The sequence below is a fragment of the Martinezella sp. CNPSo 3795 genome (genome assembly GCF_057784475.1).
Genome location: NZ_JBXSOQ010000008.1, coordinates 47436 through 67157, shown reverse-complemented (window position 1 = coordinate 67157; position 19722 = coordinate 47436). Strand labels below are relative to the sequence as shown.

Below are 19722 nucleotides of genomic sequence, written 5' to 3'. Positions count from 1 at the left end.
TTCAGCGCGGGATTCGGCTCCACGTCATCGTCAGGCGCTTCCGACAGGGGCAACGGCGGCAGTCTATTCCGGAAAATTGTGCCATGACATACTGTGCCATGGCATAAGGTATCACGGTCGGCCGGACGCAGGAGCCCTTGGGCCTGCTGGTTAAAGAAATGGTCTTTCAATGCACAAAAGCCCGGTTACATGCGAAGTTCGCTACCGCATCGATCACCATAGAATTTCGGAATTCGAAGCCTATGGTCGGATTTGGATCGAACTCATCGAACGCCATGGCGGAACGCATCACGGCTACTTCATACCCAGAGACAAGCCGGCAGAGGCGGGAGTGAGCTTTCCGGGCATAGGTGAAGAAGGCTCCGGCGACATTGCGGTCGCATTATTCACATTTCCAGATGAGACAACCTACCTGCAATACCGCGAGCGTGTTGCAGCCGATCCGGACGGAATTGCCGCAAACGAACGCTTCGGTAGGAGTCCACCATTCATCAGCTACGAGCGAACTTTCTTGCGGCCGGTGCTACGGGTAAAGTCTTAAACAGAGGTGACACTCATGGGTTTCTGGATAGCAAGCGTCGCGGGATTGGCGATCGCCTATCTCTTCGGCTCCATACCCACGGGCTATCTGGCGGGGAGACTGCTCAAGGGCGTTGATATTCGGGACCTCGGTTCCAAATCGACTGGCGCAACGAACGTATTGCGGACCCTTGGGAAGTGGCCAGCCTTGGCGGTGCTCCTGGTCGATGTGCTGAAAGGGGCCGCGGCGATCGTCTTTGCCCGTTGGTTCTATCCTTGGCTCCAAACATTGCCGTCCGTGTCGCCGCCAACTGCGCTTGATCAGCAAAACTTCGTTTTGTGGGCGGTTTGCTTAGCGGGACTCGCAGTCTTGCTGGGGCATAGCCGCCCGATCTGGCTGAATTTTAAGGGCGGCAAATCCGTCGCAACGGGACTTGGCCTGTTGCTGGCGATAGCCTGGCCGGTGGGATTAGGTGCAGTGACCGTTTTTGGCATTACGCTGGCTATTTTTCGGATTGTTTCTCTCGGCTCAATCCTGGCAGCTTTGACGGCGATTGCCCTTGTCTGCGGCTTGGAGCAGCCGTTGCCATATCGATTGCTGGTGATTGCCGGTAGCCTTTATGTGATCGTGCGCCATCGTATGAATATTCAGCGACTGCTGGCAGGAACGGAACCTCGTCTCGGGCGAAGTGCCGTGATCCGGAATTGAATGCGCGGAGCTTTTGCGAATTTCGGTTGTGACCTGGAGCCGGTTTTGCCATGCTGAAATGCCTCTCGGATGCACCATTGATCGGTAGAGGAATGCCACATGAAGACAGTCACAGCCGGCGTTCTGGAAATCGCTTATCGGGAAAGCGGGCCGCCCGACGGCCAGCCGGTGATCCTTTTGCACGGCTTCCCGTATGACATTCATGCTTACGATCAGGTGGCCGAGCGACTCGCTTGAGATGGATGGCATTGCTTCGTGCCGTTCCTGCGTGGATTCGGCTCGACGCGATTCCTTTCCGACGAAACCTTCCGGTCAGGAGAGCAAGCCGCTCTCGGTTCGGACCTTCTGGCTTTCATGGACGCGCTTGGTATTTCTTCGGCGACGCTTGGCGGCTATGATTGGGGTGGCCGGGCAGCCTGTATTGTCGCTGCCCTTTGGCCCGAGCGTGTTCGCGGTTTGGTAAGCTGCGGGACGGGATACAACATCCAGAACATCACCGCCGCCGGCCAACCCGCGTCGCCCGAAGAGGAATATCGCTATTGGTATCAATATTACTTCCATTCGGAGCGTGGCCGAAGAGGACTGAGCGAGAAACGCTGCGAGCTTTGCCGTTTCATCTGGAAGCTATGGTCTCCCACATGGAGTTTTGTTGACGCAACTTACGAACAGAGCTTTGCGGCATTTGAAAATCCGGATTTTGTGGATGTCGTCATTCATTCCTATCGACATCGGTTCGGCGGTACTCCCGGAGATCCAGAGCTCCAGTCCATAGAGGCAGAACTAGCCAAGCAACCTGATATCGTCGTGCCAACCTTTGTTCTGCAAGGTGCCGACGACGGTGTCGATCCACCTGATGCAATCGACCATGCCGCGCCGCATTTCAAGGCCGCGTTTTACCAACGACGTATTATTGCAGGGGTTGGACACAATCTGCCGCAGGAGGCGCCTGCTGCTTTTGCAGGCGCCATCCGTGCCGTTACGCATCAAGATAATGGTCTCTTTCGCGACCGTTCTTGAGCTTACATCCCGCCATCAAGTCGCTGTCTTCAAACATCGAACTGGTAGCTTTTCGGAATGTAGCGAAAACCTTCCGACTGTTTTTCGACGAAGCCAACGGCGGGGAAAGGCATGTGGAAGCCGAGGAAGGGAATGCGGTCGGCGGCGATCATATCGAAGATGCGGCGGCGGGTTTTCGCGGCCTGCGCCTTGTCCGCATCGAAGCGGACTTCCCAATCCGGGCGGCCGAGCGATAGGACATAATGGTTGGCGGTATCGCCGGTCATGACGAGTTGGCTGCCGCCGGATTCCAGGTGGAAGACGAGATGGCCGGGCGTGTGGCCGGGCGCCAGCATGGCGGTCATGCCGCTGACGATCTGGTCGCCATCCCTAAGGAAGGTCATCTTTTCGGCGAAGGGCACGACATTGGCGAGGACGGCCTTATGGCCGCCTTCCGCCGGTGTTCCCTCACGCGCCGTATCGGTCCAGAACCCATATTCGATCTCGCCGGCAACGTAGCGAGCATTCGGAAAGGCCGGGCCATCCTCCTCCATCAATCCATTGATATGATCGCCGTGTAGATGCGTGAGAGCGACGACCGTGACCTGCTCAGGCGTGTAGCCGACCGCCTTCAGCCCTTCGCGAAAGCGGCCGAGGCCACGAGCGCGACCGGCGGCACCAAAGCCGGTATCGACGACGATCACGTCGGAGCCGGTGTCGATGATGGCGGGCGCGTAGCTGTTGACGAATTTTTCCGTCGGCAGGAAATTCTGCTCCAGCAGTTTGCGAACGGTGTCCGGCGCCTGGTTCGAGCCGAAAGTTTCCCAGGGGTTGTCCATGATGTTAGCGCCGTCCTTGACGACGGTGACGGTGCAGGATCCCAATTTGAACCGATGCGTATCCGGGGGCAGGACGGCAGTCATGAACTCACTCCTTATGTTGATGCGCAGCGTAAGCTGCGCCTATCGCAGCCTCCGGTGACGGCGGCCTGGAAGTTGCGCGTCTACGACCGAAAATTTGGTCATGACAACACAATCCAAATCCGCTAATAGACCGGACGACGTTTTATGCGTTTAGCATTTCCATGCTCTTAGCATATGTCAAATCCTGCGTCCCACCCGATGCGGCAGTGGATATCACGAAGACGTGATCCCCAGGCGCTGATGGAGCAAAATCCAGGATTGGCAGCAGCCTCGCATAGGACTACAGAGCGGCTGATCGCACCCTGAGCGGCGGCTTTCCGAAGACAGACCTATCAAGGCGGATGCCCATGAATCGCATCGTTCCATTGATCCTCGCCGTAGCCCTTTTCATGGAACAGATGGATTCCACCGTCATCGCGACAGCGCTGCCGGCCATCGCCAATGATCTGCATGTCGGCCCGATCACGCTAAAGCTGGCGCTGACCTCCTACATGGTATCGCTGGCCGTCTTCATCCCGATCAGCGGCTGGATGGCGGATCGCTTTGGCGCGAAGAACATTTTCCGCGTGGCCATCTGTGTCTTCGTTATCGGCTCCATCATGTGCGCCTTCTCGGGCGGCCTCGTGGAATTCGTCTTCGCCCGCTTCCTGCAGGGCGTCGGCGGCTCGATGATGACGCCGGTCGGGCGCCTTGTGCTGGTGCGCACCACGCAGAAGAGCGATCTCGTTTCGGCGATGGCGCTGCTCTCCATTCCCGCGCTCGTGGGCCCGCTTGCCGGTCCTCCGCTCGGCGGCTTCATCACCACCTACGCTTCCTGGCACTGGATCTTCCTGATCAACGTGCCCGTCGGCATCCTCGGCGTGATCTTGGCGTCAATCTTCCTGCCCGATGTGGAAGCGACAATGCCGCCGAAGCTCGATGTCATCGGTTTCCTGCTGACCTCTTTCGCCGCATCCGGCATAGTCTTCGGCATGTCCGTCATCAGCCTGCCGGCTCTACCGCCCTATATCGGCATCTCCGCCGTCGTCATCGGCTTCGTCTGCGGCTTTCTCTATATCGGCCATGCGCGCCGTCACCCGGCCCCGATCCTCGATCTCACGCTGCTGAAGAACGCCACCTTCCGCGCCTCGGTCACCGGCGGCACGCTGTTCCGCATCTGCATCGGCGCCATGCCCTTCCTGACACCCTTGATGCTGCAGCTCGGCTTCGGCCTCAATCCATTCCAGTCCGGCCTCATCACCTTTGCCGGTGCCATCGGCGCGATCTCGACGAAATTCATCGCCCGCCGGGTCTTTACCGCCGTGGGCTTCAAGACAGCGCTGCTTTCGGCCGCGGCCATCACCACCCTGACGACGATCTGCACGGGCTTCTTCCAGCCCTGGACGCCGCACCTCATCATTGTCGGCATCCTGCTGATTGGCGGCTTCTCGCGCTCCTTCTTCTTCACCGGCATCAATGCGCTTGCCTTCGCCGATATCAACGACAAGCAGGCAAGCCAGGCGACATCGATGAGCTCGGTCATGCAGCAGATCAGCCTGGCGCTCGGTGTTGCCGTCGCCGCCATGATCCTGGAAACCTCGACCTTCTTCAGCGGGACGGAACTGCAGGTCCGCGATTTCCATATCGCCTTCTTCTGCATCTCGGTTCTGACCGTACTTGCGACCATCCCCTTCATCCGGATGGATCGCAGTGCCGGTGCCATGGTCTCCGGCCATAAGGCCGGTCTCAAGCGCGTCGCCGCCCTTCAGCCGCAGGTGCAGCAGCCGGCCGCAAAATGACAACACGATCCCTACGCTTGGGCAACGCCGTAGCGTAATCGAGATCTCGCCGATTCATGGATCGAGAGCCGCCGAACTTAACGCACGGCGGCGGCTTCCGCCTCTTCTGTCTCGCCTTCCGGCTTCCGGCCCTTGAAACCCTTCGCCAGCAGGAACATTTCCACCGACTCGGCTCTGGATGCGCCGGGCTTCACATGGATGACCTGACGGAAATTCTGCTTCAGGAAGGTCAAGAGGTCACGCTCGGTACCCCCCTGGAAGGTCTTGGCAAGGAAATGGCCACCTTCGGCCAGCACCTCGACGGCGAAATGCGCAGCCACTTCGCAAAGATGCATCGTGCGCAGATGGTCGGTGCGGTGATGGCCCGTCGTCGGCGCCGCCATATCGGATATCACGAGATCCGGTGTGCCGCCGACGGCATCGATCAGCCGCTGCGGCGCTGCCGGATCGAGGAAATCGAGCTGCAGGATACTGACGCCGGGTATCGGCGCCATTTCGAGGAAATCGATGGCGGCGACGCGGATATCCTCCTCGGTCGAGTCGGTCACCTTGGCGGCGATCTGTGACCAGCTGCCCGGAGCGGCACCCAGATCGATGATGCGTCGCGCGCCCTTGAGGATCTGATGCTTCTCGTCGATCTCCAGCAGCTTGAAAGCGGCGCGGGCACGATAGCCTTCCAGCTGGGCGCGCTGCACATAGGGATCGTTGATATGGCGCTGCAGCCATTGCCGCGACGAGGCCTTCAGCTTCTTTTTCTTGACGCGCTGGCCGAGCTTGCGGCCCGTGCGGTTGCCGGCGATGGTTGGCTTGGTCACGTCTGCGGCCCCTTCATATCCCTCGGTCGATGACCCCGGCGCGAGCGGCCTCGCCGCCAAACGCCGTCGTCTGCCATCATGTCGGTCAGCAGTCCCTCGCGCAGGCCGCGATCAGCAACGCGCATGCGCGGGCTCGGCCAGCGGCGGCGGATCGCCTCTAGAATGGCGCAACCCGCCAGCACCAGATCGGCACGATCCGGCCCGATGCAGGGATTGGCGGCGCGGCCGGCAAAATCCCAGGACAGGAGCTTCGCCTGCATCGCACTCACTTCATCATCCGACAGCCAGACGCCATCGACCCGGCGCCGATCGTAGCGCGGCAGATCAAGATGGACGCCTGCAAGCGTTGTCACCGTGCCTGAAGTCCCGATCAAGTGGAAGTCGCCGCTGTCACGTGCGGCGCCATGAACCGGCGGGCAATCGAAACGCTCGAGCATGCGCTGAACCTCACACACCATCGTCTCGAACAGCTCCGGCGTTACATCGCGCCCGCCATGCCGTTCCGAGAGGGTGACGACACCGACCGGCAGCGAAGTCCAATGGGTGATGTGATTGGCCAGCCGGCTGGAGCGATTCTCGCCGATGCGGATAACGGCAATTTCCGAAGAGCCGCCGCCAATATCGAACAGCACGACCGAGCGCGCCTCCGGTCCCACGAGCGACGAGCAACCGGAAACGGCAAGCCGCGCCTCGGTTTCGCGGTCGATGATTTCGAGCTGCAATCCGGTCTCTTCGGTCACCCTTGCTAGAAACGCTTCGCCGTTGTCAGCGGCGCGGCAGGCCTCGGTCGCGATCAGCCGCATGCGCCGGATCTCGCGGGTCTTCAGCTTGGCCGCGCAGATGCGCAGCGCTTCCACGGCGCGGTCCATGGCATCGCTGGAGAGACGGCCACTGGCGCCGAGCCCTTCGCCAAGACGCACGATGCGGGAAAATGCATCAACCACTCGGAACTGACCCGGACGTGTCGGCTGCGCGATCAGCAGACGGCAATTGTTGGTGCCGAGATCGAGAGCGGCATAGAGATCGAGCGGACGAGAATCAGCCTCGGCATAATGGTGCTGCCCCTGGCCTTCACGTCGCGGCTGAGGCTGCCGGTTCTGACGGTGATCGTCGTGGGTCGGAGCGTGGACATTCGCCTGCGTATTCGCTGGAGCGACGATCTGCGCCGTCTTCTCATGCACGAGAGGCCGACCCTGCAGGCCGCGCTTGCTGCGATGCTTGCGCCGATTCTTGCCGCTCTTATGCGAGGAGGGATGGCCATGCTCAGTCGAAGCGCGATGCTCCGCCTGTGATGAAAACTGCTGTGTTGACGAAGAAGGCTGCGCGCCACCCTGGGCTGCGCCGCGTGCACGGCGGCGGCGCTTGCGCTTTCTAGCCGGCGAGCCGGCCTCATCCTCTGCTGGGCGCTGCGCCACCTGGCTGGACTTACCTGCCTGGCTAGCCTCCGCAGAATGAGCGTTCGGGCGGCCATGACCGCGCTTACGCTTCGCGCGCCGGGAGGATTTACCCTTCCTGCGCTCTGCTGCCGGCGCCCCGTCTGCCTGCGGCGCTAGGCCGCTTTCGGGGTCACTCACGTATCTTTTCCACCGCACCGCGCAAGGCCTTGGGGGCATGCTGCTGGCGCTCGTTCGATTTTCGTTGGGCAAAGAATACCAGCAGGATGGGTTTTCGCCAAATTCTTTTTGAATCACGCCATTTTAGTCGCACCGGAAACAGCCCTCAGGCGATGAGGTGCGCCCTGACATCAGCTGCAAGTTGCTGCATCCGATCGATCGGCGCGTGACCGATCAGCATGAAGGCGTGTGTGGCGCTCGACCAATAGACGACATTCATGCCGCGACGATTTTCCATGTCCGGCGCGGCCATACCCCTGGTGGACCGAACGATGCAGAGTGCCATCGGGCCGCTTTCCGGATCGAGATAGGCGATCTGGGCGAGTGGCTTGCTGTCATAATTCAGGATCTGAGCACGCTTGAACTCTATGCCCGGCATGGCAATCGCCTCGGGCGCCAGCGGCAAATCCAACTTGGCACCGACCTCATTCAACTGCGCGACCTGCTGCGCATGGTCTCCGGCCGGAGCACTCAGCGTATCCGCCGTATAGAGCGAAAGATATTCCGCCACGACGGCACGCCATTCGGCATCCTCGTCCGGCTTCGAAAGCTTACGGCCGATGCCGATCACAGCGCGGTCGATGGCGATGGCGGCTACGAAACTCGCAGCCATTGCGGCCAGGAAACCGCGGCGGCCAATGCCAGCGGCGCGGACCTTGCTTTCCTTTGACGAGGGAATGGCGGCAAGCATGGCATCAAGCTTCGCAGCCGGCGCCTTGGCGAGCATCGGCTGAAACGCTTCAGAAAAGGGCAGCGTGCTGCGCGACAAAAAATCGAAACGCTCCGCCACGTGCTCGTCGCTGGCGATTAGCCCCTCGATCCTATCGCGGTCGGCAGCATCCAGCTCGCCATCGATGAAGGCGGTGAGCTGTTCGTCCGTAACCGTCGGTCCTTTGTTCAATTCACTCATTTCCATTCCCCAGTCGCCCACCTCCGGATGCATTTCCGTCAGCCGCCACCCCCATGCCATCAGCGAGCTTCGCCCGCGCTGCCGCCAATCGGCTCATGACGGTTCCGATCGGCACATCGAGAATTTCAGCCACTTCACGATAGGAAAGCCCCTCGACATAGGCCAGGAACACGGCAGTGCGCTGTGCTTCCGGCAATGCCTGCACGCGCTGCAAGACCTGCCCGGCGAGAACACGCGTTTCGGTTTCCTGTGCGCCGTCAAATACGAGCGTCTCGTCGGCATCGACGAAGCCCTGCCCCATACGCACACGGCGCGAACGGACCTCGTTCAGCCAGATCGAATGAAGGATGGCAAACAGCCAGCGGTCGAGCCTCGTGCCGGCGGTAAACTGCGCCGCCCGCTCCAAAGCTCTGACGCAGGTCGCCTGCACGAGATCATCCGCCACGTCGCGCTGGCGCGACAGCACCACGCCGTAGCGCCACAACCGCGTCAGATGCTGGGACAGGCCTGCCCTGATATCCTCTTCGCTCGCTATGACATCCTCCGCGGCATTCGCAGGTCCGGAAACCGCCGACCTTTTCGGCGGCTCCGTTGCTGTCAGACTATAAGCAGAAATAGCACCACGAGCGACCGGCATCACTCCCATATCTCTCGCAAGGCTCCCTGCTTGCCGTCTTTATCACTGACCCGGACCTGCGATCACAGGCTGGACGGATTCATGATCGCGGCGTGGAGATCGCGATACTCCTCGCAGCTCGTATTGCCGCAGAGCGTCTTGATCGTGTTCAGCTGATCCTTGGCGAGGTCCATCTGACCCTTGATGACGTAGGCTTCGCCGAGATATTCACGAACCAGCGTGTACTTCGGATCCATGGCGACGGACTTCTGGTAATAGGAAATGCCTTCGTCAGTGCGGCCGAGCTTGCGGGTAACATAGCCGCGATAGTTCAGCGCTTCTGCCGTATTCGGGTTCTTCATCGTGTCGAGAACCGCCAGGGCTTCCTCGTAACGATGATCCTTCTTGGCGAGCGAATAGGCGTAGTCGGCGCGGTTTTCGTCGGTGACATTGGCGCTCTGCTGCTTGACGCACTTCTTCGCCTTCTGATCGTAGATCTCGCCCTTCTTGCAGGTCGGCGTCGTGCTGGAATCGTCGCCGGCGGCGAAGACGGGAACGGCGAAAGCGCCGAGGGTCAGGCCTGCACCGAGGGCGATGGAAGCCAGGCGAAATGCTTTGGTCGTCATGGAATGTCTCCTTGGCAAAATGAACGTTGCGAGGGGAGAACACACCGTCTGCATATTTTATTCGAACGACCCGAGAATTTTTTCGACGCATCCTATGTCGAGACGCCGTCACTGTTTCGTGACTGCTCTGGCATCGAATAGACCACCGCTATCGCGTGTTTCAGCCGACATGCCCCTCAAGGGCACAGGAGAAACTCGTGACCGATACCGTCAAACTTCTAAGCCTTGCCGTCGCAACGCCCGACAACATCATCCTCCAGACCGAAGCCGCCGAGACGGCGGGCCGTCTGTTCTCGGACCGTTTTCAGGATTTCAAATATCTCGCCCGCGTGTTCGAGAGCACCGGCATTCGCCAGCGCCATCTGGCGCGGCCGCTTTCCTGGTTCGAACAGCCGCATGGCTGGCAGGACCGCATGGCCGCCTATGCGGACGAGGCCTCCGAACTTTTCCGCCGTTCCGCAACAGCAGCGCTGCAGCGGGCCGGTCTCGAGGCCAGAGAGGTCGACTGCATCGTCACGGCTTCGTCCACAGGGCTTGCGACGCCGAGCCTCGAGGCACGGCTTGCGAGCGAGATGGGCTTCCGCCTGGATATCGAGCGCGTGCCGATCTTCGGGCTCGGCTGTGCTGCCGGCGTATCCGGCCTTGCCGTTGCGACGAAGATGGCAAGAAGCCGGCCGGGCGCCGTCGTGCTCTTCGTCGCGATCGAGCTCTGCTCGCTCGCCTTCCGCCTAGACGAACTGACACGGCCCAACATTATAGCCACCGCGCTGTTCGGCGATGGAGCAGCAGCCTGTGTGCTGCGAGCCGGCGAAGGCGGCATTGCGGAAATCGAAGCGACAGGCGAACATCTTTTCCCCGACAGCCTCGGCATCATGGGCTGGAAGATCGACGATACCGGTTTTGGCATCATCCTCGAACAATCACTGCCGGTCTTCGCCGAAACGCATCTGAGGCGGGCGGTTGCCGGGATTCTGGAGCGATCCAGGCTTTTGATCTCCGATGTCGACCGCTTCATTTGCCATCCCGGCGGCGCCAAGGTGCTGTCGGCCCTCGAGAAGTCGCTCGGCCTTGAAGAAGGTTCGCTCGATATCGAGCGCGAGGTGATCGGCGACTATGGCAACATGTCCTCTCCCACCGTGCTGTTCGTGCTGGAGCGGGTGATTGCGGCCGGATTGCCAGAGCGTTCCGCCCTACTCGCCATGGGGCCGGGATTTTCGGCAAGCTGCATTACCCTGAGGAGGGTTGCGTGATGCTGTGGCCATCGATCGCGCTTCTGACCTTCGTGACGCTGCAGCGGCTGGCAGAGCTCGTCTATGCCAGGCACAATACCGCGGCGCTCCTTGCCCGCGGCGCTCGGGAACATGCGCCGGAGCATTATCCCTTCATGGTGGCGATGCATACGACATGGCTGATAGGATTGTGGTTGCTCGCCATCGGCCGGTCGGTCGATCCCGCCTGGTTTGTGCTCTTCATGGTGCTGCAGGGACTGCGTCTCTGGGTGCTGGTGACACTCAAGGATCGTTGGACGACACGCATCATCATCCTGCCCCGCGCGGCGCTGGTGACCAAAGGACCCTATCGCTTCCTCAGCCATCCGAACTATGCCGTTGTCGTCGGCGAGATCGCCGTCTTGCCGCTCGCTTTCGGCATGCCGCTTTATGCCGCGATCTTTTCTCTGCTCAACGGCATCATTCTTGCTATCCGCATCCGCGCCGAAAACGCCTGCCTGCGACAGACTGCAAGCTGATCCGCATTTTTCAATTGCGCCACTGAAATTTGGCAGGCATTTTCGATGCTTAGAGCGCGGTCAGGCAATGCGGAGCGACCGGGCGCAATGCGATGAGCATGCGGATAGCAGGGTGAGATGACAAAGAACGCAATCGTTCTCGGTGCTGGTATCGTCGGGGTTTCGACGGCAATCCATCTGCAGCGGCGGGGACGGCAAGTCGTCCTCGTCGATCGCCAGCCACCGGGTCAGGGAACGTCCTTCGGCAATGCCGGCCTCATCCAGCGCGAGGGCGTGGTGCCCTATGGCTTCCCCCAGCAGTTCGGCCTGCTGCTGCGCTATGCCTTCAATAACCGCATCGACGCGCATTACCATCTGCGCGCGCTGCCGGCGCAGATCGCCTTTCTTGCCCGCTATTGGTGGAACTCCAATACCAAGCGCCATGAGATGATTTCGCGCGCCTATGCGCCGCTCATCGAACATTCCGTCAGCGAACACAACGATCTCATCCAAGCCTCGCATGCCGAGGAGCTCATTCGCAAGAATGGCTGGATGGAGCTCTTCCGCTCGAACGAGAAGCGGGATGCCGAGTTTGCCGAAGCGGAGCGCCTCAGCCGCGAATTCGGCATCGGCTATGACGCGCTGAACAGCGCAGAGATCGCAAGTGCCGAGCCGCATCTGAGAGGCAGCTTTGCCGGAGCACTTCGCTGGCGCGATCCCTGGTCGGTGCTGGACCCGCACGGATTGACGGCCGCCTATCGGCGATATTTCGAAAGCATTGGCGGCCGTGTGACGACCGGAGACGCGGTTTCGCTCGGCATGGCAGGTTCGGCCTGGAGAATGGTGACGGCGGAGGGATCGATCGAGGCGGAGGATGTCGTCGTCGCACTCGGCCCCTGGGCTGATATCGTCACGAAACGCTTCGGCTATGCTTTCCCGCTCGGCGTCAAGCGCGGCTACCACATGCATTACGCCGCCGAGGGCAATGCCATCCTCAACAACTGGATGCTGGATGCCGAGCGTGGCTATCTGCTGGCGCCGATGAGCCGGGGCATCCGGCTGACGACCGGCGCCGAATTCGCCCTGCGCGATGCACCGAAGACCCCGGTGCAGCTCGATCGCGCGGAGGCCGTCGCCCGCACCGCCTTCCCGCTCGGCGAACGGCTCGATCCGGAACCCTGGATGGGTGCGCGGCCCTGCACGCCCGACATGATGCCGATCATCGGCAAGGCACCGCGCCACAACGGCCTATGGTTCGCCTTCGGCCATGCTCATCATGGATTGACGCTCGGGCCGGTGACCGGTCGCGTGCTTGCCGAGCTCATCACCGGCGAGACGCCGTTCATCGATATTTCGGCTTATGCTCCTAGCCGATTTGCGCCCTGAGCTTTTGATTTAGAGAATAGCCTTGAGACTTTTGACGGAGGCATCGACGATCTCCCCGATCGTGGCGTCGATATCGACGGTGACGACGCCGGGCTCGCTGGTCGGCACTTCCAAAGTCTGCAGCTGGCTTTCGAGCAGTGACGCCGGCATGAAATGCCCCTTGCGCTCGCCCATGCGCTTCGTCAGCAGCTCCTTCGAGCCTTCGAGATAGATGAAATAGAGATGGCCGCCGGCAGACGCCCGCAGGCGTTCGCGATAGACACGCTTGAGCGCCGAGCAGGTAACGACAACGCCCTCGTTTTTCGCGAGGCTTGCCGATATTTCCTGACCGATCTTTTCGAGCCAGGGCCAACGATCCTCGTCCGTCAGGGGGATGCCCTTGCTCATCTTCTCGACATTGGCGGCCGGATGCAGCGCGTCGCCTTCGATAAAATGGATGCCAAGCTTGGCCGCGACACCCTCACCGATTGAGGATTTGCCACTGCCGCTCACACCCATGACGATGATGGCAAGGGGAATGTCTTGATTATCGCGCATAAGGCCTGTCCGGAATGATTGACTTGAACGGGGCACGACTGGTCTCGCCAGCCGTGCCCGACTCACAACTTGGATCAATCCAGCGGAAAGAAACAGGAAAATTTATGCGTACCCTCGCCCGCGAGTTCCGGTTCGACCTGCCGGCACTTGTCCTGGGCACGCCAGCAGCGCGGATTGAAGTGACATCCCTTCGGCGGATTGAGCGGGGACGGCAATTCGCCCTGAAGGCGGATACGGTTCTTCTCGCGATCCGGATCGGCGATCGGCGTTGCCGACAGAAGGGCTGCGGTATAGGGATGGCGCGGCCGGCTGAAGACCTCGTCCGCCGTGCCGGTTTCCACCGGGCGTCCGAGATACATAACCATCACGTCGTCTGCGATGTGACGGACGACGGAAAGGCCATGCGAGATAAAGAGGTAGGCAAGGCCCATCTCTTTCTGCAGGTCCATCAGCAAGTTCAGGACCTGCGCCTGAATCGACAGATCGAGTGCGGACACCGGCTCATCGAGCACCAGCACCTTCGGCCGCAGCATCAGGGCGCGTGCGATGGCGATGCGCTGGCGCTGGCCGCCCGAGAACATATGCGGATAACGATCGTAGTGTTCCGGGCGCAGACCGACGCGCGCCATCATCTCCTCCACCTTGCGGCGGCGCGTCGCGGCATCATCATCCGTGTTGATCTTCAGTGGCTCTTCCAGGATGGAGCCGACCTTCTGACGCGGGTTCAGCGAGCCATAGGGGTTCTGAAACACGATCTGCACGGCGCTGCGCAGGCTGCGATCGCCGAGCCTGGCGGGCTTGCCGTCGATCAGCAATTCGCCGGCCGTCGGATTTTCGATCATCGTCACCAGGCGAGCGAGCGTCGACTTACCGCAGCCGGATTCGCCGACGACAGCGAGCGTGCGGCCCGACTGCAGGCTGAAGCTGACACCGTTCAGCGCCTTGACGGTCGCTTCCGGTTTGAAGGTGCCGCGCTTGACGGTGTAGAAACGGGCGAGATCGCGCCCTTCGAGAACAGCGCCGGTCATGCGGCACCTCCTGCTTTTTGCGTGGCGGCAATCCCGGGGTGGCCGAGCGGCTTGCCATGTTGCAGCGGATAATTGCATAGGGCTACGCCCAGTTCAGGCCCCTGACGCTTGACGCCCTTGTCGCATTCCGGCGTTGCAAAGGAGCAGCGCGGCGCAAAGAGACAGCCCCTGGGACGATCGTGCTGGCCGGGAACGACGCCGGCGATCGACGGCAGACGCTCGCCGACTTCGGCACGTTCCGGCAGAGCCGAAAGAAGGGCTGCCGTATAGGGATGATGCGGATCGCGGAACAGTTCCTTGACCGGCTGCTCCTCGACCTTCTGGCCGGCATATTGCACCTGGACGCGCTCCGCCGTTTCGGCGACGACGCCCATGTCATGGGTAATGAGCACGAGCGCCATGCCCTGCTCCCGCTGCAGGCGCACGAGCAGGTCGAGGATCTGCGCCTGGATCGTCACGTCGAGCGCGGTCGTGGGCTCATCGGCGATCAGAAGCTTCGGATTGCAGGCGAGCGCCATGGCGATCATGACGCGCTGGCTCATGCCACCAGACATCTGATGCGGAAAGTTCGACAGACGATCCTCGGGAGCTGGAATGCCGACGAGATTCAGCAGTTCGATCGAACGCTGGCGGCGCGCTTTACGGTCGAGGCCCATGTGGATGCGCAGTGTCTCGCCGAGCTGGAAGCCGACCGTGAAGCACGGATTGAGGCTCGACATGGGTTCCTGGAAGATCATTGCCATGTCCTTGCCGATGATCTTACGGCGCTGGCGCGAGGAGATGCCGCGCAGATCCTTGCCATCGAACATCATGCGGTCGGCGGTGATCTTCGCCGTCCAGGGCAGAAGGCCCATCATGGCCAGCATGGAGACGGATTTGCCGGAACCGGATTCGCCGACGATCGAGAGGATTTCTCCCTTGTCGCAGGTGAGCGAAACGCCATCGACCGCCCGGAACAGGCCGGACGAAGTCTGGAATTCAACGGATAGGTTTTCAATATCGAGGAGTGCCATTACGACCTCTTCAGCTTCGGGTCGAACGCATCGCGCAGGCCGTCGCCCATCAGGTTGATGGCGAGAACGGTAATCAGGATACAGAGACCGGGGAAAGTAACGAGCCAAGGGTTGCTCTGGAAGAATTCGCGCGAGTCGGCGAGCATCGTGCCCCATTCCGGCGTCGGCGGCTGGGCGCCCTGGCCGAGAAAGCCGAGGGCTGCGGCATCGAGAATGGCGGCCGAAAAGGCAAGCGTCGCCTGCACGATCAGCGGACCGAGGCAATTCGGCAGGATCGTCTTGAACATCAGCCGCAGAGGACCGGCGCCGGCAACACGCGAGGCGATGACATATTCCTTGTCGCGCTCGGCCATGACGGAAGCGCGGGTCAGACGAACGAAATGCGGCTGGTTGACGATGGAGATCGCGATCATCGCATTGGTCAGGCCCGGTCCGAGGATTGCCACCAGCACCAGGGCAAGCAGCAATGACGGGATGGCAAGAATGATGTCCATGATACGCATTATGATCGTATCGATGCGGCCACGGGCGTAGCCGGCGACAAGGCCGATCAAGATGCCGGCGATCGCCGAAAGCGAGGCAACGACGAGGCCGATAAACAGCGAGAAGCGCGTGCCGTAGATGAGGCGCGACAGAAGATCGCGACCATTGGCATCGGTGCCGAGCAGGAAACTGCTGTTGCTGCCCTCCGCCCAAGCTGGCGGCAGGCGCTGCATGTCGCTGCCGTAAGCGGCATCGGGATTGTGAGGCGCCACGACGCCGGCAAAGATTGCCAGAAACAGGACGAAGAGGAAGATCGCAAGGCCGATGACGGCGCCTTTGTTGCGAGAGAAATAATACCAGAACTCCGCAAGAGCGGAAGGACGGTCGGATTTGACACTAACCGTTTTGACGCTAACCGTGCTCATGGGGCCGCTCCTAGTGACGAATGCGTGGGTTGACGAAGCCGTAGAGCAGGTCGACAGCAAGATTGACGAGCATGACGATGCCAGCGATCAACAACAGGCCACCCTGCACCACCGGATAATCGCGCTTGAAGACGGCGTCGATCATCCATTTGCCGATACCGGGCCAGGAGAAGATGCTTTCCGTCAGGATGGCGCCGCCAAGCAGCACGCCGACCTGCAGGCCGATCGTGGTGACGACGGGGATCATCGCATTTCGCAACGCATGCACGGAAACGACGCGCAGCGGCGAAAGCCCCTTGGAGCGCGCCGTGCGCACATAATCCTCGCCCAGCACTTCCAGCATGGCGGAGCGCGTCTGGCGCGCAATGACGGCAAGCGGAATGGTGCCGAGCACGATGGTCGGCAGGATCAGCGAATTCAAAGCGGACCAGAAGGCGCCCTTCTGACCGGAGAGGAGGCTGTCGATCAGCATGAAGCCGGTGATCGGCTTGAAGAAATAGATGAGGCCGATGCGGCCCGAAACCGGCGTCCAGTGCAGATAGCCGTTGAAGACGATGATCAGCAGCAGGCCCCACCAGAAGATCGGCATGGAATAGCCGACAAGAGCCACGCCCATGACGCTTTGATCGAACCATGTGCCGCGCTTGACGGCGGCGAAAACGCCGGCCGGAATGCCAAGACAGATCGCAAGGATCATGGCGCAGATCGACAATTCGAGCGTTGCCGGGAAGAAGGTCAGGAAGTCGGTCAGCACGTCGCGCTTGGTGGTGATTGAGGTACCGAGGTCGCCATGCAGGGCGTTCCAGATATATCGGCCGTACTGTACCACCATCGGCTGGTCGTAGCCGAGATCGTGGGAGATTTGCGCATGACGTTCCGGCGACATGACGCGTTCGCCCGACAGCAGCATGACGGGATCGCCGGGAAGCAGGCGGATGAAGGAGAAGGCGACGATCGATACGCCGAGAAATGTCGGGATCAGCACCGCTAGCCGGCTGAGAAGAAATCGCAACATGGCAGATGTCCAAATTTTTCCGGCGGTCAGACAGGGTGTCTGACCGCCGGGTCGCCCGGTCTTAGCCGGGCATTCTCACAGATTTTTCGTTATTCGGCGATATCGACGCCGTCGAAGCGATGAACGCCGACCGGATCCTGGAAGTAACCGGAGACATTCTTCGTCATCGGAATGAACTCTTCCGAATGGTCGATGGTCATCCAGGGAGCCTCGCGCTTGAAGACGACCTGAGCCTGTTCGTAGAGCTTGGTGCGCTCCTTGACGTCGGCTGTCTGCTTGGCCTTCTTCACGAGATCGTCGAATTCCTTGTTGCACCACTGCGCGCGGTTGTTGCCGCCGACGGCATCGCAGCCGAGAAGCGTGTCAAGGAAGTTGTCCGGATCGCCGTTGTCACCGGTCCAGCCGAGGATGGCCGCACCGTCGCGGTCCTTGGCGGAGGAGAGCTTCAGGTACTGAGCCCAGTCATAGGTGACGATCTCGACCTTGACGCCGATCTTGGCCAGGTCTGCCTGCATGAGTTCGGCAGCGCGGCGGGCGTTCAGCATGTACGGACGCGAAACCGGCATTGCCCAGATCTTCATGCTCAGATCCTTGACACCAGCCTTTTCAAGCAGCTTCTTGGCTTCGTCCGGATTGTAGGCGTCGTCCTTCACGTCCTTGTTGTAGGACCACATGGTCGGCGGGATAGGGTTGGTCGCAACCTTGCCGGAACCCTGGAAGACGGCATCAACGATGGCCTGCTTGTTGACGGCCATGTTGATCGCCTTGCGAACTTCGACCTTGTCGAACGGCGCAACGAGCGTGTTGTAGGCAAGGTAGGAAACGTTCAGGCCGGCCTGTTCGAGAACCTTGAGATTCTTGTCAGCCTTCAGATCCTTGATGTCGGCGGCGTTCGGGTAAGGCATGAGGTTGCATTCGCCGGACTTCAGCTTCTGCGCGCGGACGGATGCATCCGGCGTAATCGCAAAGACGAGATCGTCGATCTTCTCCTTGCCCTTGAAGTAGGTTTCGTTCGCCTTGTAGCGGATGACGGCATCCGGCTGGTAGGCGACGAAGGTGAACGCGCCGGTGCCGAGCGGCTGCTGGTTCATCTGCTCCATCTTCTTGTCGGCCTGCAGCTTGTCTGCATATTCCTTCGACAGGATCGAGGCGAAGTCCATGGCGAGGTCGGCGAGGAACGGAGCTTCCGGACGGTTCAGAACGAACTTGACGGTGAGGTCATCGACCTTGTCGATCGACTTGATGAGCTTGGGGAAGCCCATGCCGTCGGCATATTCATAGGAACCGCCGGCAACATACTTGGCCCACGGATTGTCCGTACCGAGCTGACGGCCGATCGAGAAGATGACGTCGTCGGCATTGAGGTCACGCGTCGGCGTGAAGAAATCGGTCGTCTGGAACTTCACGCCCTTGCGAAGCTTGAAGGTGTATTCCTTGCCGTCGGGGGAAACGGTCCAGCTTTCGGCGAGGCCGGGTTCGATCTCGGTGCTGCCGTGCTTGAATTCGACAAGACGGCTATAAACCGTGCGCGAGGAAGCATCAAATGTGGTGCCGGCGGTATAGATGCCGGGATCGAAACCTTCCGGCGAACCTTCCGAGCAATAGACAAGCGTTTTCGACCAGGCGGACGTCGCCATGACCGAAGCCAAGGCTGTCACTGCCAGCAGGACAGAAATCTTTTTCATGATATCGTTTCCCAGATTTGTTATTCTTTTGAAGCCGTGGACACCACCAGAGGTTCCCATCCGGATCGCGCCGATGGAACTTTATTTTAAGTTTGAAAGCAACAAGCGCCGCCTAAAATTTTTCCAATTTCTATAGTTTGGAAATTTTTGGGCGAAAAAACCTTTGAATTGGTAATTTTCTGGCAAAAAATTACGTGCTTTTGGTTGATTCAGAATGATTTGCCGTTTTCCTCTTTCCATCGGCGAACGGCCTATTGCCCGGATAGGAGGCAATACAAACGAAAATCCGCAGCTACCGGCGGTAACTGCGGACCAAAACATGACCGAACTTCGGATAACCGATTAGGCGGCCGGGGCCGCGACCACCGGCTTCTTCGCAATCGCCTTGTGATCTTTGTCGGTGAGGCCGAGCAGGAAGTTGATCTGCGGGCGGGCCTTGACGAGGTCGTCGATGGAATATTCGGTCAGAACGTCGAAGAAAGCATTGAGCGCCTTGCGCAACGCCGAGTTGAGGCCGCAGCTATCGACCAGCGGGCATTCCACCACCCCATCCTCGAAGCACTCCGCCATGGCGAAACTGTCCTCGGTGACGCGGACAACGTCGAACAGGCTGATATCGGTCGCCGGCTTCGCAAGCCGCACACCGCCATTGCGGCCACGCACAGTTTCAACGAGACCTGCCTTGGTCAGCGGCTGCAGGATCTTGAAGAGGAACAGCTCGGACACGCTGTATGCCTTGGCGATCTCCGGGATGCGGCTGAGATGGCCTTCATTGGCGGCGCAATACATCAGCATGCGCACGGCGTAATTGGTCTGCTTGGTCAAGCGCATGCCGATCTCCTGGAATCAAGGCTGCTTAGGGGCTGACCCCGTATATAGTGGCTTTCTTAGTTTTGAACAATTCCAAAATATGAAATTC

General features: G+C 60.3%; 20 protein-coding genes and 1 pseudogene. 7 read left to right on the top strand and 14 right to left on the bottom strand.

The features are described from left to right. Positions 1 to 169: 169 nt before the first annotated feature. The 3 genes and pseudogenes from AC13QY_RS21315 to AC13QY_RS21305 all read left to right on the top strand — a co-directional run bounded on the left by AC13QY_RS21315 (position 170) and on the right by AC13QY_RS21305 (position 2245). Positions 170 to 541 (top strand): NIPSNAP family protein, encoded by a 372-nt coding sequence (locus AC13QY_RS21315; RefSeq protein ID WP_113390246.1) that lies wholly within the window; start codon positions 170 to 172, stop codon positions 539 to 541. A gap of 15 nt (positions 542 to 556) precedes the next feature. Continuing rightward, positions 557 to 1228: a glycerol-3-phosphate 1-O-acyltransferase PlsY gene (gene plsY / locus AC13QY_RS21310; RefSeq protein WP_113390247.1), complete on the top strand. Its 672-nt coding sequence runs from the start codon at positions 557 to 559 to the stop codon at positions 1226 to 1228. A gap of 99 nt (positions 1229 to 1327) precedes the next feature. After that, positions 1328 to 2245: pseudogene (locus AC13QY_RS21305) on the top strand (alpha/beta fold hydrolase). Between the two features lie 29 nt (positions 2246 to 2274). Here the strand turns inward: AC13QY_RS21305 and AC13QY_RS21300 are convergent. Continuing rightward, a complete protein-coding gene (locus AC13QY_RS21300) occupies positions 2275 to 3147 on the bottom strand; it encodes an MBL fold metallo-hydrolase (RefSeq protein WP_113353805.1) in 873 nt (290 codons plus the stop codon). 347 nt (positions 3148 to 3494) lie between these two features. Between AC13QY_RS21300 and AC13QY_RS21295 the strand changes: the two genes are divergently transcribed. Further along, a complete protein-coding gene (locus AC13QY_RS21295; RefSeq protein WP_113353804.1) occupies positions 3495 to 4925 on the top strand; it encodes an MFS transporter in 1431 nt (476 codons plus the stop codon). A gap of 77 nt (positions 4926 to 5002) precedes the next feature. On the opposite strand, the gene AC13QY_RS21290 is transcribed toward AC13QY_RS21295, so the two are convergent. From AC13QY_RS21290 to AC13QY_RS21270, 5 genes are all read right to left on the bottom strand, one after another. Next, positions 5003 to 5740, bottom strand: coding sequence for an RlmE family RNA methyltransferase (locus AC13QY_RS21290; RefSeq protein ID WP_113353803.1), 738 nt, complete (start codon positions 5738 to 5740; stop codon positions 5003 to 5005). After that, positions 5737 to 7314, bottom strand: coding sequence for a Ppx/GppA phosphatase family protein (locus tag AC13QY_RS21285; protein WP_113330115.1), 1578 nt, complete (start codon positions 7312 to 7314; stop codon positions 5737 to 5739). Before AC13QY_RS21285 ends, AC13QY_RS21290 begins: the two co-directional genes overlap by 4 nt. 145 nt (positions 7315 to 7459) lie before the next feature. After that, complete coding sequence (locus AC13QY_RS21280; RefSeq protein WP_113354069.1) at positions 7460 to 8263, bottom strand: anti-sigma factor family protein; 804 nt, start codon at positions 8261 to 8263, stop codon at positions 7460 to 7462. Next, positions 8256 to 8900, bottom strand: a complete 645-nt coding sequence (locus tag AC13QY_RS21275; RefSeq protein WP_113330114.1) for an RNA polymerase sigma factor — start codon at positions 8898 to 8900, stop codon at positions 8256 to 8258. The genes AC13QY_RS21280 and AC13QY_RS21275 overlap by 8 nt, the downstream gene beginning before the upstream one ends. Before the next feature lie 62 nt (positions 8901 to 8962). Then, on the bottom strand, positions 8963 to 9505 hold the full coding sequence (locus AC13QY_RS21270) for a tetratricopeptide repeat protein (RefSeq protein ID WP_069612348.1): 543 nt from the start codon (positions 9503 to 9505) through the stop codon (positions 8963 to 8965). Between the two features lie 197 nt (positions 9506 to 9702). On the opposite strand from AC13QY_RS21270, the gene AC13QY_RS21265 reads away from it, so the two are divergent. The 3 genes from AC13QY_RS21265 (at position 9703) to AC13QY_RS21255 (ending at position 12617) form a co-directional block, all read left to right on the top strand. Further along, complete coding sequence (locus AC13QY_RS21265; protein ID WP_113353802.1) at positions 9703 to 10755, top strand: type III polyketide synthase; 1053 nt, start codon at positions 9703 to 9705, stop codon at positions 10753 to 10755. Beyond that, positions 10755 to 11252, top strand: a complete 498-nt coding sequence (locus AC13QY_RS21260) for an isoprenylcysteine carboxyl methyltransferase family protein (RefSeq protein ID WP_113353801.1) — start codon at positions 10755 to 10757, stop codon at positions 11250 to 11252. Before AC13QY_RS21265 ends, AC13QY_RS21260 begins: the two co-directional genes overlap by 1 nt. Before the next feature lie 117 nt (positions 11253 to 11369). Further along, complete coding sequence (locus AC13QY_RS21255; protein WP_113353800.1) at positions 11370 to 12617, top strand: NAD(P)/FAD-dependent oxidoreductase; 1248 nt, start codon at positions 11370 to 11372, stop codon at positions 12615 to 12617. Between the two features lie 9 nt (positions 12618 to 12626). Here the strand turns inward: AC13QY_RS21255 and AC13QY_RS21250 are convergent, their stop codons facing one another. From AC13QY_RS21250 to rirA, 8 genes are all read right to left on the bottom strand, one after another. Next, complete coding sequence (locus AC13QY_RS21250) at positions 12627 to 13154, bottom strand: gluconokinase (protein ID WP_113330110.1); 528 nt, start codon at positions 13152 to 13154, stop codon at positions 12627 to 12629. Positions 13155 to 13228: 74 nt separating this feature from the next. Next, positions 13229 to 14182 (bottom strand): peptide ABC transporter ATP-binding protein, encoded by a 954-nt coding sequence (locus AC13QY_RS21245; protein ID WP_113353799.1) that lies wholly within the window; start codon positions 14180 to 14182, stop codon positions 13229 to 13231. Then, positions 14179 to 15195 (bottom strand): ABC transporter ATP-binding protein, encoded by a 1017-nt coding sequence (locus tag AC13QY_RS21240; RefSeq protein ID WP_113330108.1) that lies wholly within the window; start codon positions 15193 to 15195, stop codon positions 14179 to 14181. The genes AC13QY_RS21245 and AC13QY_RS21240 overlap by 4 nt, the downstream gene beginning before the upstream one ends. Then, positions 15195 to 16103, bottom strand: a complete 909-nt coding sequence (locus tag AC13QY_RS21235; RefSeq protein ID WP_113330107.1) for an ABC transporter permease subunit — start codon at positions 16101 to 16103, stop codon at positions 15195 to 15197. The genes AC13QY_RS21240 and AC13QY_RS21235 overlap by 1 nt, the downstream gene beginning before the upstream one ends. Positions 16104 to 16113: 10 nt before the next feature. After that, entirely contained in the window at positions 16114 to 17118 is a 1005-nt protein-coding gene (locus tag AC13QY_RS21230; protein WP_113353798.1) for an ABC transporter permease subunit, read from the bottom strand. Between the two features lie 89 nt (positions 17119 to 17207). Next, entirely contained in the window at positions 17208 to 18803 is a 1596-nt protein-coding gene (locus tag AC13QY_RS21225) for an ABC transporter substrate-binding protein (protein ID WP_113330106.1), read from the bottom strand. Between the two features lie 81 nt (positions 18804 to 18884). Continuing rightward, positions 18885 to 19124, bottom strand: coding sequence for a hypothetical protein (locus AC13QY_RS21220; RefSeq protein ID WP_152095527.1), 240 nt, complete (start codon positions 19122 to 19124; stop codon positions 18885 to 18887). A gap of 21 nt (positions 19125 to 19145) precedes the next feature. After that, the gene (rirA, locus tag AC13QY_RS21215) at positions 19146 to 19634 is read right to left on the bottom strand and encodes an iron-responsive transcriptional regulator RirA (RefSeq protein WP_113330105.1); all 489 of its coding nucleotides are present in this window, start codon (positions 19632 to 19634) and stop codon (positions 19146 to 19148) included. Positions 19635 to 19722: the final 88 nt, after the last annotated feature.